General features: G+C 45.6%; 17 protein-coding genes and 1 pseudogene. 8 read left to right on the top strand and 10 right to left on the bottom strand.

Going from position 1 to position 16,424, the window contains the following annotated elements; translation table 11 throughout:
- The first annotated feature begins 45 nt into the window (after positions 1 to 45).
- From ATG66_RS07515 to ATG66_RS07505, 3 genes and pseudogenes are all read left to right on the top strand, one after another.
- On the top strand, positions 46 to 2,904 hold the full coding sequence (locus tag ATG66_RS07515; protein WP_098414741.1) for a valine--tRNA ligase: 2,859 nt from the start codon (positions 46 to 48) through the stop codon (positions 2,902 to 2,904).
- A gap of 202 nt (positions 2,905 to 3,106) precedes the next feature.
- A complete protein-coding gene (locus tag ATG66_RS07510) occupies positions 3,107 to 3,511 on the top strand; it encodes a DUF2061 domain-containing protein (RefSeq protein WP_098414740.1) in 405 nt (134 codons plus the stop codon).
- Between the two features lie 64 nt (positions 3,512 to 3,575).
- Positions 3,576 to 4,049, top strand: a pseudogene (locus ATG66_RS07505) (GNAT family N-acetyltransferase); the annotation flags it as partial.
- A 12-nt stretch (positions 4,050 to 4,061) separates the two neighbouring features.
- Here the strand turns inward: ATG66_RS07505 and ATG66_RS07500 are convergent.
- Both ATG66_RS07500 and rraB read right to left on the bottom strand, forming a co-directional pair.
- Positions 4,062 to 4,862, bottom strand: a complete 801-nt coding sequence (locus tag ATG66_RS07500) for a glycosyl hydrolase 2 galactose-binding domain-containing protein (protein WP_098414738.1) — start codon at positions 4,860 to 4,862, stop codon at positions 4,062 to 4,064.
- 142 nt (positions 4,863 to 5,004) lie between these two features.
- Positions 5,005 to 5,418, bottom strand: a complete 414-nt coding sequence (rraB, locus tag ATG66_RS07495) for a ribonuclease E inhibitor RraB (protein WP_098414737.1) — start codon at positions 5,416 to 5,418, stop codon at positions 5,005 to 5,007.
- A gap of 560 nt (positions 5,419 to 5,978) precedes the next feature.
- Between rraB and arcA the strand changes: the two genes are divergently transcribed.
- The 5 genes from arcA to ATG66_RS07465 all read left to right on the top strand — a co-directional run bounded on the left by arcA (position 5,979) and on the right by ATG66_RS07465 (position 10,613).
- The gene (arcA, locus tag ATG66_RS07490) at positions 5,979 to 7,199 is read left to right on the top strand and encodes an arginine deiminase (RefSeq protein ID WP_098414736.1); all 1,221 of its coding nucleotides are present in this window, start codon (positions 5,979 to 5,981) and stop codon (positions 7,197 to 7,199) included.
- A 169-nt stretch (positions 7,200 to 7,368) separates the two neighbouring features.
- Positions 7,369 to 8,373: an ornithine carbamoyltransferase gene (locus ATG66_RS07485; RefSeq protein WP_098414735.1), complete on the top strand. Its 1,005-nt coding sequence runs from the start codon at positions 7,369 to 7,371 to the stop codon at positions 8,371 to 8,373.
- Positions 8,374 to 8,655: 282 nt separating this feature from the next.
- A complete protein-coding gene (gene pyrB / locus ATG66_RS07475; RefSeq protein WP_098414733.1) occupies positions 8,656 to 9,585 on the top strand; it encodes an aspartate carbamoyltransferase in 930 nt (309 codons plus the stop codon).
- Positions 9,586 to 9,601: 16 nt separating this feature from the next.
- Positions 9,602 to 10,063, top strand: a complete 462-nt coding sequence (pyrI, locus tag ATG66_RS07470) for an aspartate carbamoyltransferase regulatory subunit (RefSeq protein ID WP_098414732.1) — start codon at positions 9,602 to 9,604, stop codon at positions 10,061 to 10,063.
- 160 nt (positions 10,064 to 10,223) lie between these two features.
- Positions 10,224 to 10,613 (top strand): RidA family protein, encoded by a 390-nt coding sequence (locus ATG66_RS07465; protein WP_098414731.1) that lies wholly within the window; start codon positions 10,224 to 10,226, stop codon positions 10,611 to 10,613.
- A gap of 75 nt (positions 10,614 to 10,688) precedes the next feature.
- On the opposite strand, the gene ATG66_RS07460 is transcribed toward ATG66_RS07465, so the two are convergent.
- The 8 genes from ATG66_RS07460 to mlaF all read right to left on the bottom strand — a co-directional run bounded on the left by ATG66_RS07460 (position 10,689) and on the right by mlaF (position 16,131).
- Entirely contained in the window at positions 10,689 to 11,414 is a 726-nt protein-coding gene (locus tag ATG66_RS07460; RefSeq protein ID WP_098414730.1) for a 1-acylglycerol-3-phosphate O-acyltransferase, read from the bottom strand.
- Between the two features lie 147 nt (positions 11,415 to 11,561).
- Entirely contained in the window at positions 11,562 to 12,827 is a 1,266-nt protein-coding gene (gene murA / locus ATG66_RS07455) for a UDP-N-acetylglucosamine 1-carboxyvinyltransferase (protein ID WP_098414729.1), read from the bottom strand.
- Between the two features lie 9 nt (positions 12,828 to 12,836).
- On the bottom strand, positions 12,837 to 13,091 hold the full coding sequence (ibaG, locus tag ATG66_RS07450; protein ID WP_098414728.1) for a BolA family iron metabolism protein IbaG: 255 nt from the start codon (positions 13,089 to 13,091) through the stop codon (positions 12,837 to 12,839).
- A gap of 3 nt (positions 13,092 to 13,094) precedes the next feature.
- Positions 13,095 to 13,415 carry an STAS domain-containing protein gene (locus ATG66_RS07445; RefSeq protein ID WP_098414727.1) on the bottom strand — a complete coding sequence of 107 codons (321 nt, stop codon included), beginning with the start codon at positions 13,413 to 13,415 and terminating at the stop codon, positions 13,095 to 13,097.
- Positions 13,415 to 14,053 carry a phospholipid-binding protein MlaC gene (gene mlaC / locus ATG66_RS07440; protein ID WP_098414726.1) on the bottom strand — a complete coding sequence of 213 codons (639 nt, stop codon included), beginning with the start codon at positions 14,051 to 14,053 and terminating at the stop codon, positions 13,415 to 13,417. The genes ATG66_RS07445 and mlaC overlap by 1 nt, the downstream gene beginning before the upstream one ends.
- Positions 14,054 to 14,055: 2 nt before the next feature.
- Complete coding sequence (gene mlaD / locus ATG66_RS07435) at positions 14,056 to 14,544, bottom strand: outer membrane lipid asymmetry maintenance protein MlaD (RefSeq protein ID WP_098414725.1); 489 nt, start codon at positions 14,542 to 14,544, stop codon at positions 14,056 to 14,058.
- A 2-nt stretch (positions 14,545 to 14,546) separates the two neighbouring features.
- Positions 14,547 to 15,338, bottom strand: coding sequence for a lipid asymmetry maintenance ABC transporter permease subunit MlaE (gene mlaE, locus ATG66_RS07430; RefSeq protein WP_098414724.1), 792 nt, complete (start codon positions 15,336 to 15,338; stop codon positions 14,547 to 14,549).
- The gene (gene mlaF / locus ATG66_RS07425; RefSeq protein WP_098414723.1) at positions 15,328 to 16,131 is read right to left on the bottom strand and encodes a phospholipid ABC transporter ATP-binding protein MlaF; all 804 of its coding nucleotides are present in this window, start codon (positions 16,129 to 16,131) and stop codon (positions 15,328 to 15,330) included. The genes mlaE and mlaF overlap by 11 nt, the downstream gene beginning before the upstream one ends.
- Between the last annotated feature and the right edge of the window lie 293 nt (positions 16,132 to 16,424).

Genomic DNA, 16,424 nt, shown 5'->3' with positions numbered 1-16,424 from the left:
GATTGACTAAGATTCAACCATCAACGTATCCATTAAAAGAGCGCTATGGAAAAGACATACAACCCAACTTCAATCGAACAAGCTCTGTATCAGACTTGGGAAGAGAAAGGCTACTTTAAGCCACACGGTGACACTACTAAAGAATCATACAGCATCATGATCCCGCCACCGAACGTCACTGGTAGCCTACACATGGGCCACGCGTTCCAAGATACGATCATGGATACGCTTATCCGTTGTGAACGTATGAAGGGTAAAAATACTCTTTGGCAAGTAGGTACTGACCACGCTGGTATCGCCACTCAGATGGTTGTAGAACGCAAAATCGCGGCAGACGAAGGCAAAACTAAGCACGATTACGGTCGTGATGCTTTCATCGACAAAATCTGGGAATGGAAAGGCGAGTCTGGCGGCACCATCACTAAGCAGCTACGTCGTCTTGGCGCATCGGTAGACTGGGATCGTGAACGCTTTACCATGGACGATGGTCTCTCTAACGCCGTTCAAGAAGTCTTCGTACGTCTATACGAAGACGACCTAATCTACCGCGGTAAGCGTCTGGTTAACTGGGATCCAAAGCTGCACACGGCGATTTCAGATCTAGAAGTAGAAAACAAAGACACTAAAGGCCACATGTGGCACTTCCGCTACCCGCTAGCAGACGGCGCAACGACGGCTGATGGTAAAGGCTACATCGTTGTTGCAACGACTCGTCCAGAAACCATGCTCGGCGATACGGGTGTTGCGGTTAACCCAGAAGATCCACGTTACAAAGATCTTATCGGTAAAGAAATCCTCCTTCCTATTGTTGATCGTCGCATCCCAATCGTGGGCGATGAGCACGCCGATATGGAAAAAGGGACTGGCTGTGTGAAAATCACACCTGCGCACGACTTCAACGACTACGAAGTCGGTAAGCGCCACCAGCTACCAATGATCAACATTCTGACTTTCGACGCGAACATCCGCGACGCAGCAGAAGTGTTCAATACCAACGGCGAAGCAAGCGATGTTTACTCAACAGAGCTTCCATCTAAATACCACGGCATGGAGCGTTTCGCAGCACGTAAAGCGATCGTTGCTGAATTCGACGAGCTAGGTCTGCTTGAAGAAGTAAAAGATCACGATCTACAAGTGCCTTACGGCGACCGTGGTGGTGTGGCTATCGAACCCATGCTGACTGACCAGTGGTACGTACGTACTGCGCCTCTAGCGAAAACCGCAGTTGAAGCAGTGGAAAGCGGCGACATCCAATTCGTGCCTAAGCAATACGAAAACATGTACTTCTCTTGGATGCGTGACGTTCAGGACTGGTGTATCTCTCGTCAGCTATGGTGGGGGCACCGCATCCCAGCTTGGTATGACAATCAAGGCAATGTTTACGTAGGTCGCACTGAAGAAGAGGTTCGTAACAACAACAACCTAGAATCAGTGATTGAACTGCACCAAGACGAAGACGTACTGGATACCTGGTTCTCTTCTGCGTTATGGACGTTCGGTACTCAAGGTTGGCCAGAGCAAACTGACGATCTGAAAGTCTTCCACCCTTCAGACGTACTGGTTACTGGTTTCGACATCATCTTCTTCTGGGTTGCGCGCATGATCATGATGACCATGCACTTCGTGAAAGACGAAAACGGCAAACCACAAGTACCATTTAAGACCGTTTACGTTACTGGTCTAATCCGTGACGAAAACGGCGACAAGATGTCGAAGTCGAAAGGTAACGTGCTTGACCCAATCGACATGATCGATGGTATCGACCTAGAGTCTCTAGTAGAGAAGCGTTGTGGCAACATGATGCAGCCTCAGCTAGCGAAGAAGATCGAGAAGAACACGCGTAAGACGTTTGAAAACGGTATCGAAGCATACGGTACAGACGCACTGCGTTTCACCCTTGCAGCAATGGCATCAACAGGTCGCGATATCAACTGGGATATGAAGCGTCTTGAAGGTTACCGTAACTTCTGTAACAAACTATGGAACGCAAGCCGTTACGTAATGATGAACACAGAAGAGCAAGATTGTGGTTTTAGTGAAGGTGAGATCGAGTACTCACTAGCAGACAAGTGGATCGAGTCTCAGTTTGAACTCGCAGCGAAAGCGTTCAACAACCATATCGACAACTTCCGTCTAGATATGGCTGCAAACACACTTTACGAATTCATCTGGAACCAATTCTGTGACTGGTACCTAGAGCTAACTAAACCCGTTCTATGGAAAGGTACTGAAGCGCAACAACGTGGTACTCGCCGTACCCTAATCACGGTACTTGAGAAGACGCTACGTCTGGCTCACCCAGTGATTCCTTACATCACAGAAACTATCTGGCAAAGCATCAAGCCACTAGTTGACGGTGTTGAGGGCGAGACAATCATGCTACAAACTCTGCCTCAGTTTGACGAAGCGAACTTCCACCAAGAAGCGCTAGACGACATCGAGTGGGTGAAAGCGTTCATCACTAGCATCCGCAACCTACGTGCTGAGTACGACATCAACCCAGGCAAGCCTCTAGACGTTATGCTGAAAGCAGCGAATGAGAAAGACGCCTCTCGTCTAGAAGCAAGCAAACAAGTATTGATGTCTCTAGCGAAGCTAGAAACAGTACGCGTGCTTGAAGCTGGCGAAGAAACCCCAGCGTGTGCAACGGCACTGGTTGGCAAGTCTGAGCTGATGATCCCAATGGCGGGTTTGATCGACAAAGATGCAGAGCTTGCTCGTCTAGATGGCGAAATCAAGAAGACGCACGGCGAAATCAAGCGTATCGAAGGCAAACTGGGCAACGAAGGCTTTGTAGCGAAAGCACCTGAAGCGGTTGTTGCTAAAGAGCGTGAGAAGCTTGAAGGCTACAAAGAGACACTAGCTAAGCTAGAAGAGCAGAAGACAACGATCGCTGCACTTTAAACCTCAGTGAAAGAGAAGAACTAACACTTCTCACTTTGAATCCAAAGGTTGGCCATCATGGTCAACCTTTTTTGTATATCTTTCACCAAAAACCATCATCAATAGCTTTCCCCTATCGCAACAATACTCATCATCCATTAGTATTAATGAGAATTATTATCGATAATAAACTAATCGAAACAAACACGATTGAGTAATTATCATGAAAAAGACACTAACTTTCGCAGCACTGCATTTTACTATCGCATTTAGTGTCGCTTACGTACTCACAGGCGACATTTTAATTGGTAGTTTAATTGCTATGATTGAGCCTTCAGTGAACACCGTAGCCTTCTACTTTCATGAAAAGGCATGGGCAAAAGTCCCAGCACTTAAAGCTCGTCAGTGGATGACCAAATTAAAAACCGCAAGCTTTGCGACCGTGCACTTCAGCGTCGCTTTTACCGTGGTTTACTTACTAACAGGTGATGCATTTGTCGGCGGCGTAATGGCGATGCTAGAGCCGAGTTTGAATACGGTGGCTTACTACTTCCACGAGAAAGTATGGATGCGTAAATCATCAGCAAAAACTCCAGCACCGCAGTTTTGTTTGCATCGACACACTTAAACGCAATATATTGAGCCTAAGAGCTCAATTTATTAGGTACGGCATGGAACAAATTGCGGATTTTCTACTTCGTCCACTCACACCTCAAGATAACTCTGGCATTGCTAATGTGATTCGCCAAGTTTCGGCTGAGTATGGACTCACCGCCGACAAAGGCTATGGTGTGGCAGATCCCACTCTCGATGACATGTGCTCCGTTTACGCGCAAAAAAAGGCCGCTTACTGGGTCATTGAACAGCAAGGTGAGATCGTCGGTGGTGGTGGTTTTGCCCCACTAGCAGGTGAACCGAATGTGTGTGAACTACAAAAAATGTACTTCTTGCCGCAAACTCGTGGACACGGCTTAGCCAAACGCATTGTCGCGTTAAGTTTGCAATTGGCGAAACAACTCGGTTACCAGCAGTGCTACTTAGAAACGACCGAATGTTTGAAAGAGGCCGTCAGATTATATGAAAATCTTGGCTTCGCTCACTTGGACGCCCCGCTTGGACAAACAGGGCATGATGCATGTGAAGTGGTCATGCTAAAAGCACTGTAACAGAAGCAACCATTAGATCACCACATGAGTCGCGCACAGCTGTTGGCTTAGCGCGACCGAAAAGTCTTGGCGTTGACCGTCCAACTCGACAGACAACGAATACAGATCGTTAGGATCAGGATTGTTTACATCGGCGTATTTGGGAGCCTCGAGCTGAAACAGTGCACTGACATGATCGGTACGAACATCAATCGGAATACTATAAGTCATTCCATTAAATTTTACTGACGCAGACACCAGCCCCGGTACGAGGGTTTGATAATAGAGATCCACTTTAAACTCGCAACCACCACCATGATGCCAAATCTGCTCGGTAGCAACACGCTCTAAACGCACATTGCGAATAAACTGCAGGCAAGGCTCTTGCCATATTCCCAACCGTTCATCGCTTTTCTGGTAACCTTGGCCAGCTAACAAACAAAGCTCGGGTTGATCTTCTTCGAACAACAAGGCTTCTTCTTCTTCAAGAAATAAAATTTCAAAACGGTTACGGCCTAGTTGTAGATATGGGCGGATCTCTTTTTTATATACGTTCTGATCACCATCACAATCAAACACTGCAACGCCATTCAAACGGACTTCAACATGATAGTCGATACCACCTAACACCATTTCAACCGCAGGAAATGCCATCATGGACTCATCCACATCAATGTCATGCATCAAATGCCATTCTTGCTGACGAATCGCCTCCTCCGTTAAATATTCAGGTAATGCCTGACTCAAAGGAGCAGGGAAAGAGATATCATCCTGTGGAATAGAGAGGTCCGTCAGTGGAGAAACTTGCCATAAACCGGCGAGTGAAAGTTGCATATGCACCTTGAGCTAGATCAATTTTCCCGCATTATAGGGAGAAATCCTCTATAAACTCAATGTGAATTATGTAACGACGTTGTTTCAAGAAACAAAAAAACCAGCGTTGAACGCTGGCTTTTTAGTAAGAAATAACAATCAATTATTCAACGTCTTCATCTGCGTCAGGGTAAAGTGCATCTTCGCCTTCGTAATAAGTTCCCCAACCATCGTAGATGATGTCGTATTTTTCAGCTAAGTGAATGAGCTTTTCAACTTGAGCGTCAATAGCTTCTGCATCCAATGTTGATTCCATTGTCGCATCACAACAAAGCAGCTTCTTACCGTCTTCATCTTCTGTTTCTTCTGCTTCAAGTACTTCAAAGCCCATCTTGAACGCTTCCACGACCGCTTTCTCTAGCGTGTCAAAGTCTTCTGCGAACAGATGGTGCTCGATTTCATAAAGTGAATCTGGGTCGCTGCCATCTTCTAGCAATGCTGCAATGATATCGCGAGTCTCTTCCTTTTGAATCTCAATTAATTCTTCTACTGATAGATATTCATCTTCGTGAGACATGTTTTGGCTCCAGATTAGTTACTTGGTATTCAGATCCGATGAAATATGGCATGGATCGCGATGAAAAGCCACAAACAAACACTACCCCACGACGATTCTTATCCGTTATTCAAAGGTAAATATTCCCCTCCTCATCCAAAAAAACAAACAATTAACAAAAAGTGTTTTTTTTTAATATTCAGAACATTCTAATCAGCGCATTTTATCGCTACCTTATCTTTCTATGCGTGTTTATGAACCATTCTTGAATACAGTTACACACTCTTAATTTAGTGATGACGAATAAAGCCAGCCTAATATATACACAAAAACGAATACATATGCACATTTAATTCATTAAGCATGGGAACGCCTTTTATCAAAGTAAAAAGCATAAAAACGCATCTTTTCCAAAATAGACATCAAAATACTTAATGCCAAACAAGGCCTTAAAAAATAAATAATTTAAAACTTAAATCCAAAAATAAACTAAATTAAAGAATATAAGAAAACTTAAGTAACTTGCACCTTTTCGATAAGCTTGTCATAAATGATGGTTGGAATATTTGTAAGGATACAAAATGAGCAAGCTGTACGTCGGATCAGAAGTCGGCCAACTTCGACGAGTTCTACTCAATCGCCCAGAGCGAGCCCTCACCCATTTAACCCCATCAAACTGTCATGAATTACTGTTTGATGACGTACTGGCGGTAGAGGCTGCAGGAGAAGAGCATGACGCGTTTGCTCGCACTCTGCACGATCAGGGTGTCGAAGTGCTTTTACTCCACGACTTACTGGTCGAAACTCTTGCCGTTCCAGAGGCAAAGCAGTGGTTATTGAACACTCAAATTTCTGATTTTCGTTATGGCCCGACATTTGCGCGCGACTTACGTCAGTATTTCTCTGAAATGGATGACGAGCACCTCGCAACCATCTTTCTCGGCGGTTTGGCCTACTCCGAGCTCCCTATTCAATCCTCTTCAATGCTGCCTAAGATGAAACGCCCGTTGGACTTTGTGATCGAGCCACTGCCTAATCACCTTTTCACCCGCGACACCTCGTGCTGGGTATACGGCGGCGTATCACTCAACCCGATGATGATGCCAGCACGTCAGCGTGAAACCAATCACTTGCGGGCGATTTACCGTTGGCACCCGATTTTCGCTGGCCAAGACTTTATTAAGTATTTTGGCGATGATGACCTGCATTACGATAACGCGAACGTCGAAGGTGGTGATGTTCTGGTTATCGGTAAAGGTGCCGTGCTCATCGGCATGTCAGAACGCACAACTGCACAAGGCGTTGAAAATCTAGCAGCAAGCCTTTTTAAAGCCGGTCAAGCCACCGAAGTGATCGCTATTGATTTGCCGAAACATCGTTCATGCATGCACTTAGATACGGTGATGACACATATGGATATCGACACTTTCTCAGTATACCCAGAAATCATGCGCAAAGATCTCGACACATGGCGTCTCACACCAAAAAACAAGGGTGAAATGCATGTAGAAGCATCCCATAATTATCTGCATGCAATAGAAACCGCCCTTGGTTTAGATCAACTAACAATTATCACCACCGGTGGTGACACCTATGAGGCAGAGCGTGAGCAATGGAATGATGCCAACAACGTTCTCACAGTAAAACCGGGCGTGGTTATTGGTTACGAACGCAATGTTTACACCAATGAGAAGTACGATAAAGCAGGCATTCAAGTACTCACCGTACCGGGTAATGAACTAGGCCGAGGTCGAGGAGGCGCTCGCTGTATGAGCTGTCCAATAGAGCGAGATGATATCTAACTTTCTCTCCCTTTCTGGTGAGTTAAGCTAAGGTTGATGTGCAAACATCAACCTTTTCTATTGGTCCCCAAGCAGCATCAAGCGAACAACGATTAAAATAAATATTCACATTAAAAGCATTTATATGTTTTAATGTGATCATTCAATCACACGTACAAAGGGACGAGCTATGGCTTTCAATTTACGTAACCGCAACTTTTTGAAGCTATTGGACTTCTCAACCAAAGAGATCCAATTCTTGCTCGAATTGTCCGCAGAGCTAAAAAAAGCAAAATATACCGGAACAGAGCAGCAGAAACTTCAAGGCAAAAACATTGCACTCATCTTTGAGAAGTCGTCTACTCGCACCCGATGTGCGTTTGAAGTGGCTGCCTTTGATCAAGGAGCACAAGTGTCTTATATTGGCCCTTCTGGTTCGCAGATTGGGCACAAAGAATCCATGAAAGATACCGCTCGCGTGCTTGGTCGCATGTATGACGGCATCGAATACCGTGGTTTCGGTCAGTCCATCGTGGAAGAGCTTGGCACTTACGCGGGTATTCCAGTCTGGAACGGGTTAACCGATGAGTTTCATCCAACCCAAATCCTTGCCGACTTCCTAACCATGCAAGAGCATGGCCGTGGTAAACAGCTGCATGAAATGACCTTCGCTTACCTAGGCGACGCTCGAAACAACATGGGTAATTCACTCATGGTTGGCGCAGCCAAAATGGGGATGGACATTCGCCTTGTCGCACCAAAGGCGTTCTGGCCAGAAGAGGGATTAGTTACGACTTGCCAAGCAATAGCTCAACAGACTGGCGCGAAGATAACCGTAACTGAAAGCGTTGAAGAAGGCGTCAAAGGTTGTGATTTCCTGTATACCGACGTGTGGGTCTCCATGGGTGAGTCAGCAGAAACCTGGGATGAGCGTGTAGCTCTAATGACTCCATATCAAATTAATATGGACGTTATTAAACAAACGGGCAATCCCCACGTGAAGTTTATGCACTGCTTACCCGCTTTCCATAACGATGAAACTGCCGTCGGCAAAGAAGTGGCAGAGAAATACGCAATGAAAGGCCTTGAAGTTACAGAAGCGGTATTTGAGTCTGACTACTCCATCGTCTTTGATGAAGCCGAAAACCGCATGCATACTATCAAAGCCGTGATGGTCGCCACCCTAGGCAATTAACCTGCGTGCAAAAGAGGTGGCTAAAAGCATGATGTAATCGCTTGCGCTCACGAAACTTAAGCGTATAATGCTCGGCAATTTGTCTGAGGATTACGAAATGACCAAACTGATTGTCGACGTAAAATCGCGATTTTCTTTCGCTAAGCGACTGCGCTTATGCCATGTTATTTTCGTTAATTCTATCGAATTTTAAAACCTCCCCATTTGGGGAGGTTTTTTTATGTCCAAACCTCTTGCTAGGAGTTTTTGGAAAGAGTCATCACAATTATAGGGAAGAAGATCATGGCGAATTCGCTTTACCAAAAGCACATCATCTCTATTCCAGAGCTTTCACGTGAAGAGCTGGAACTTATCGTAGACACAGCAGGTAGCCTTAAAAAAACACCGCGACCAGAACTGATTAAAAACAAAGTTGTCGCAAGCTGTTTCTTTGAACCATCGACTCGTACTCGTTTGTCTTTCGAAACCGCGATCCAACGTGTTGGTGGTGATGTTATCGGTTTTGATAATGGTAGTAATACTTCTCTGGCGAAAAAGGGCGAGACACTGGCTGACTCAGTACAAGTTATTTCTTCTTACGTGGATGCTTTTGTGATGCGCCACCCACAAGAAGGCGCGGCTCGTTTAGCGTCTGAATTCTCAAACGGTGTACCTGTGATTAATGCAGGTGACGGTGCAAACCAGCATCCAACTCAAACCTTACTTGATCTCTACACCATTGCGGAAACCCAAGGTCGCTTGGATGATCTAAACGTCGCATTCGTCGGCGATCTAAAATACGGCCGTACGGTTCATTCATTGACCCAAGCTTTAGCGAAATTCAATAACATCCGTTTTTTCTTTATTGCGCCTGAAGTACTGGCAATGCCAGATTACATCTGTGAAGAACTGGACGAGGCCGGTATTCAATACAGCCTACATACCGATATGGAAGCCGTGATTCCAGAACTTGACATCCTTTATATGACTCGTGTTCAAAAAGAGCGTTTTGACGAGTCGGAATACGCTCACATCAAGTCGGCTTATATTCTGACCGCCGCTTTACTTGAAGGTGCGCGTAAAAACCTAAAAGTGCTTCACCCTCTTCCTCGCATCGATGAAATCACCACCGATGTAGATAAAACCCCGCACGCTTACTTCTTTCAACAGGCTCAAAACGGTGTGTATGCTCGCCAAGCCTTGTTAGCACTAGTTCTAAACGAAACACTGTAATCGAGGAGAAAAAGACATGACTAAAGAAACTCAATTACAGGTAGAAGCAATCAAAAATGGCACGGTCATCGACCATATTCCCGCGCAAATCGGCATCAAAGTATTAAGACTGTTCGATATGCACAACTCCTCGCAGCGTGTCACGATTGGCCTAAACTTACCGTCATCAGCACTAGGGCAAAAAGATCTACTGAAAGTCGAGAACGTGTTTATCAATGAAGATCAAGCGAGCAAACTCGCGCTCTACGCTCCACATGCGACGGTCAATCAAATCGAGAACTACGAAGTGGTGAGGAAACTTGCGCTAGAGCTCCCCGAGAAAATTAACGATATATTCGAATGCCCTAACTCAAACTGTATTTCTCACAATGAGCCAGTAGAGAGCAGTTTTAGCGTATTTGAAAAGAAACAAGAAATCCGCTTAAAATGTAAATACTGCGAAAAAGTCTTCTCTCGCGAGATCGTAACCGAAAGATAGCCCCCACGCACTAGGCTGTAATGCGTTTAAAATACCCTGTTAAATCGGGGTATTTTGCTCTTTACCTCCCCCTACTTTAAAGGCAAACTGCTTACACTCAAGTAGCCTCAAGATGCTTGGTTACACTCTTTATTCCCCTACAACCGGATGGAAAAATCAAATGACGAAAGTACTTCACACTGAGTCTGCACCAGCAGCAATCGGCCCTTACGTTCAAGGCGTAGACCTAGGTAATATGGTTCTGACTTCTGGCCAAATTCCTGTCAACCCAGCGACTGGTGAAGTGTCAGAAAACATCGCAGAGCAAGCACGTCAATCTCTAGAAAACGTCAAAGCCGTGGTTGAGTCTTCTGGTCTAAACGTAACTGATATCGTAAAACTAACGGTTTTCGTGAAGGACTTAAACGATTTTGGTACCGTAAACGAAGTATACGGCAAGTTCTTTGACGAGCACCAAGTTGCCAACTACCCTGCACGCTCTTGCGTTGAAGTGGCTCGTCTACCGAAAGATGTAGGCATCGAAATTGAAGCCATCGCCGTTCGCAAATAATTGCCGATATTGGATTGATGAGAAACAAAAATGGGTAGCCTAGGCTACCCATTTTGCTATGCGTTATTGATACGTTTACGCGGCGTTGCGCTGCTTCACTTCTTCGTCCAGCGCTGCTAATTTCTCTTTCATTTGCGCATGACAGATATTTGCAAGCTCACGAATGCCTTCTTTGCCATAGTTCTCGGTACTAATTGGTGGCAGCATCTCAACAATTACATGACCGTTGTTCCAGCGGTTTAGTTTAATTTTATTGGTAGAGCTGCAAACGATAGGAATAATCGGTACTTTAGCACCGATAGCGGCATGAAATGCTCCCGTTTTAAAGGGCAATAAGCCTCGCCCACGTGAGCGCGTACCTTCTGGGAACATCCAAACCGACACATCGCTCTCTTTCATGCTATTCACCACTTGATCTATGGTGCCTTTTGCTTTGGAACGGTTCGCACGGTCAATCAAAATATTTCCCGTTAACCAGTAGATCTGACCAAACAATGGCATCCATGCGAGACTCTTTTTGCCAACCGTTACGACTTTTGGCGTGACCGCTGAAGATACCGTAAAAAGATCCCAGTTGTTTTGGTGATTGGCGATATAAACATGCTGACCGCGAGAGTACGCATTTTCAGGAATTCTCAGCTCCAGCTTGATCCCAAATACGCGAGACATCTTGCCGAACAATCGACCAAAGGTGAATACGTGCTTAGGGTTTCGAGGGCTTAGTAGGCAGTAACTACAACCACCAATAAACATCACAATCGCAAAAATCGCGACAGCAAATACACGTAACAGTGCAATCATTTTTGTTCTCCAGGAACCGGCTTTTTGCCAGATACAGCTATTAGTTTCTCTCTTTCCATAACGGGTAATGATAGTCATGAGAGTGATATAAAAAAGCCGAAACCTGAGTTTCGGCTCTCTCGATATCCAAGTTATCTGCGGTGCAGTTTAACTTGCCTCGCTCACTCGCTCAATATTTGCGCCAAGTGCAGCCAGTTTATTTTCAATCTTGTCGTAACCACGATCAATGTGATAAATGCGGTCAACGATGGTCTCACCTTGCGCGATACAGCCCGCAATCACCAAACTTGCCGAAGCTCGTAGGTCGGTTGCCATCACCTGTGCGCCACTAAGCGAGTCAACATCACCACAGATAACCGTGTTACCTTCGATCTCCGCTTTCGCCCCCATTCGCATCAATTCGGGTACGTGCATGAAACGATTCTCAAAGATAGTTTCTGTGATAACACCCCCACCTTTGGCCATCATGTTCAGTAGTGTGAATTGTGCTTGCATATCCGTAGGAAAGCCTGGGTGCGGCGCAGTGCGTACGCTCACCGCTTTCAGCTCTCGGTCGGTCATATCAACAGAGATCCAATCTTTGCCCGTTTCAACCAATGCGCCCGCTTCTTCAAGCTTCGCTAATACCGCCTCGAGTAAGTGCCCGTTAGTATTACGGCATAACACTTTACCACCAGAGACGGCTGCAGCGACGAGGAATGTACCAGTTTCGATGCGATCCGCTACAACGCTGTGCTTACCACCACCAAGGCGTTCAACCCCCTCGACCGTAATCGTATCCGTGCCTGCTCCCGAAATCTTTGCACCTAACTTATTTAAAAAGTCAGCTGTGTCTACAATTTCAGGCTCACGCGCCGCGTTGTCTAGTGTTGTGGTGCCTTCTGCTAATGCTGCTGCACACATGATGGTAATGGTCGCGCCTACGCTCACTTTATCCATCACAATGTGCGCACCTTTCAGGCGACCATCGACTTCGGCTTTTACGTAACCATCTTCTAGCGTAATGGTGGCACCTAGTTGTTCTAGACCAGAAATGTGCAAATCAACCGGACGAGCACCAATAGCACAACCGCCAGGTAAAGAGACTTGCCCTTGACCAAAGCGTGCCACTAGTGGGCCCAATGCCCAGATCGATGCTCGCATGGTTTTTACTAAATCATAAGGTGCACAGTATTCAGTTATGCTGCTTGGATCAACGTGAACGGAACCGTTGCGGCTGACTTTGGCGCCTAGACGCTTTAGCAGTTCCATCGTTGTGTCGATATCGCGAAGATGTGGCACGTTCGCCACTTCTACTGGCTCTTCAGCTAAAATAGACGCAAATAAAATCGGCAGTGCTGCGTTTTTTGCACCGGAAATGGTCACGTCACCCAAGAGTGGCTTGTCTGACCCAATAACTCGAAACTTTTCCATCAATAGACCTTAAAGTGACATCAGTTTCTTATCACGAGCCCACTCTTCTGGTGTGAACGCTTTGATCGATAATGCGTGAATGTCGTTACGCTGGATGTATTCTACAAGAGGACCATAAATTAACTGCTGCTTCTTAACGCGGCTCATTCCATCGAAACAAGCATCAACAGCAACCACTTCATAATGGCTACCTTCACCTTTTACATGCACTTCTTGAAGGTTTAGTGCTTCTTCCAATAACTGTTGTACTTTTGCGCTATCCACAATTTACCCCTGATCATTCTGTATGTGTTTGGCCACTAAAGATTCAACGTTGCTAAGTTGAAACAAAGTGCGCAGTTGCGTCGGCACGAAACTGAGCATTATATGACAGTTTTGCTTTTTTGCATGCTCTAATAAGTGGATTAACATCACCATTCCTGCAGAGTCAACGCGCTTTATCTGCTCAAGCGAGCATTCCAGCTCAGTTTGAGACGGTTGCCATTGCTGTGCATACGCCCACAGTGAAGGCACTGTATCTCTATCTAGCGCCCCTGTCAGCTTAAGAATATTTTGGTTTAGATGCCACTGAGCGGGAGACTGATCCATTAATTTTTCGCCTCAAAGCGAATAGGCTCCGCCGCTAATTTTTTCAAATCTTTCGCTACGGCTAAAATACCGTCTTGACGAATTTTGCTATTCCACTCTGACTGTTTACTTGATAGCAGACTAATGCCTTCCGCAATCATGTCGAATGCTTCCCAATCACCGGATTTGTTATCTTTCCGCAGTTTAAACTCAAGTTTGATATTTGGACGTGGCGCATCAATGATCTCAACCTTGATGCTCGTGATCCGCTTAGAGTCGCTGATTTGAGTCTCTGGCTCAAAGGTAATTTGTTGATCGCTGTATTGCGTCAATACTTGTGCGTATGACGCGATCAAGTAAACCCGAAATGCATCAATAAACTCTAACACATCTTCTCGCTTAGCCCCTTTTAAGTTAGGACCAAGCAGTTTTAATCCGGCGTAACGGTAGTTGACGTAAGGCATTAACTCTTCTTCAACAATGTCCTTGAGTAGTTCGGGGTTTTGTTTGATTTTTGGCTGTTCCGTTTTCAATCGTTCGAACGTCATCTCAGCCACTTGCTTCATCATTTGATACGGCTGAGTTTGGTCCACTTCCACTGCACTTGTACCCAATGTGGTCAAAGCAGCACAAACACAAAGTAGTAATCTTACTAACATAGTTATTCCTTACCTGACTCGTCTGAACCACCTACGCTGTAAAGCACCTGACCAATTAAATCTTCGAGTACTAACGCAGATTTGGTGTCTTCAATGGTATCGCCATCGACCAGCATGACTTCATCATCAAAGACGAAACCTGGCACTAAACCAATGTATTGTTCACCAATCAAGCCCGACGTCAAAATTTGTACACTAGACGTTTCTGGGAACTGATTGTAACGGCTGTTGATCGACAGGCTAACAACCGGCACCAAGTTATCAGGGTTAAGGCTGATATTACTGACTCGCCCAATGACAACTCCGCCCACTTTCACTGGTGAACGCACTTTTAAACTACCTATATTATCGAACTCGGCTTTGAGTGTGTAAGTATCGCCAGAGCCAAGGCTTTTAACGTCAGCAACTTGAAAAATCATCACAAGAATCGCGCAAATTCCTGCTAATACAAAGCTGCCAACCCATAATTCAGTTTTACGTGTTTGTTGCATGATTAATTCCCAAACATCAATGCGGTCAGTACAAAGTCTAATCCCAGTACTGCTAAAGAAGAATGCACAACTGTGCGCGTAGTGGCTCGGCTAATACCTTCCGAGGTCGGAATAGCATCATAACCGTTAAATAGAGCGACCCAAGTAACCGTAATCGCAAACGCAAAGCATTTGATCATACTGTTACCAATATCTTGCCCTAGCTCAACAGAGGACTGCATCGCTGACCAAAAGCTACCGTGGTCAACGCCTTTCCAGTCCACACCAACCAGCTGAGCGCCCCAAATGCCGACCGCCATGAAAATCATGGCAAGCAGTGGCATCGAGATCACTCCGGCCCAAAAGCGTGGTGCGATCACTCTTTTCAAAGGATCCACCGCCATCATTTCAAGACTGGAAAGCTGCTCTGTCGCTTTCATCAATCCTATTTCAGCAGTCAATGCGGATCCCGCTCGACCTGCGAAAAGAAGCGCAGTCACGACTGGCCCAAGTTCACGCAATAAAGAGAGCGCCACCATTTGACCAAGACTCCCTTCAGCGCCATAGTCCACCAGTACAACGTAACCTTGCAAGCTCAAAACCATACCGATAAATAAGCCCGATACGACGATGATCGCCAAAGATTGCACACCAACAGAATATAGCTGCTTAATGAGTAGCGGAAAGCTTTTGACAGGTTGAGGCTTAGTGAATAGCGCGCCCACCAACATTAACGTTGCACGACCAAAAGCTTCACTGATGGACAATGTGCGCCGTCCTACTGAGGCGACAAATTGAATCACGTTATCGACCATCAAATAAATCCTCTTCGATACTTTGGGCAGGAAAACGAAATGGCACAGGACCATCTGCGTCGCCTTGTAAAAACTGTTGCACGCGAGGATCTGGGTTCTGGTTAAGCTCTTGCGGTGTACCAAAGGCGATGATTTTGCCATCCGCCATCAGGTAAACCCAGTCAGCAATGCTCATGACTTCAGTCACATCATGAGAAACCACAATAGAAGTTAAGTCGAGCGCCTGATTCAAATTACTGATGAGCTCGACCAGTACCCCCATGGTTATAGGGTCTTGCCCAGCAAATGGTTCATCGTACATGATCAGATCCGGATCTAATGCAATCGCTCGCGCTAGGGCTGCGCGCCGCGCCATCCCCCCCGATAACTCACTAGGCATCAGTTGAGCGGCACCACGCAAACCCACCGCTTCGAGTTTTAATAGCACCATGCTCCGAATCACATCTTCCGGAAGGTTGGTATGCTCCCTTAAAGGGAATGCGACGTTATCAAACACATTCAAATCCGTGAACAGCGCCCCAGATTGGAACAACATGCTCATTTTCTTACGTGCATGATAAAGTTTTTTACGAGAGAGTGAGGGGATATTATCGCCATCGAACCAAATCTCGCCTTGGTCAGGATACAACTGACCACCAATCAACCTCAATAATGTGGTTTTACCAATCCCCGATGGTCCCATGATCGCCGTCACTTTGCCTTCAGGGACATGCAGTTCAATACCATCAAAGATCTTGCGCTCTCCCCGTGAAAAAGTGAGGTTGTTCACGGTGACTAAATCGTTGTTCGACATATCATCTCTTTTACTGTCGTGTCGGAGCGTTAGGACTCACAGAGTCGCCAAGCCAACTCACACCAAGTGTGTTTATTAACTTCACGTTGAATAAAGTAACTTCGATACACTTATCAGGCTGCAATCATAAGCACATTGGCTCTGAATTTAAAGCACCGTTCAATTAAATAAAGCGAACCTGATTCAAGCAATTCTTCGTTAATTATGATCCAATCAACATAAAGTGTTTAAATTCTAGACTGGTATCGTCGATTTAAATCAGCGATATTTACCTACATTTTCGTTACTAAGCT

Origin of the sequence: Vibrio sp. ES.051 (assembly GCF_002563795.1) — a bacterium.
Lineage (GTDB): Bacteria > Pseudomonadota > Gammaproteobacteria > Enterobacterales > Vibrionaceae > Vibrio.
The sequence above is the reverse complement of the archived record's forward strand: the minus strand, read 5'-3'. Positions and strand labels throughout refer to the sequence as shown.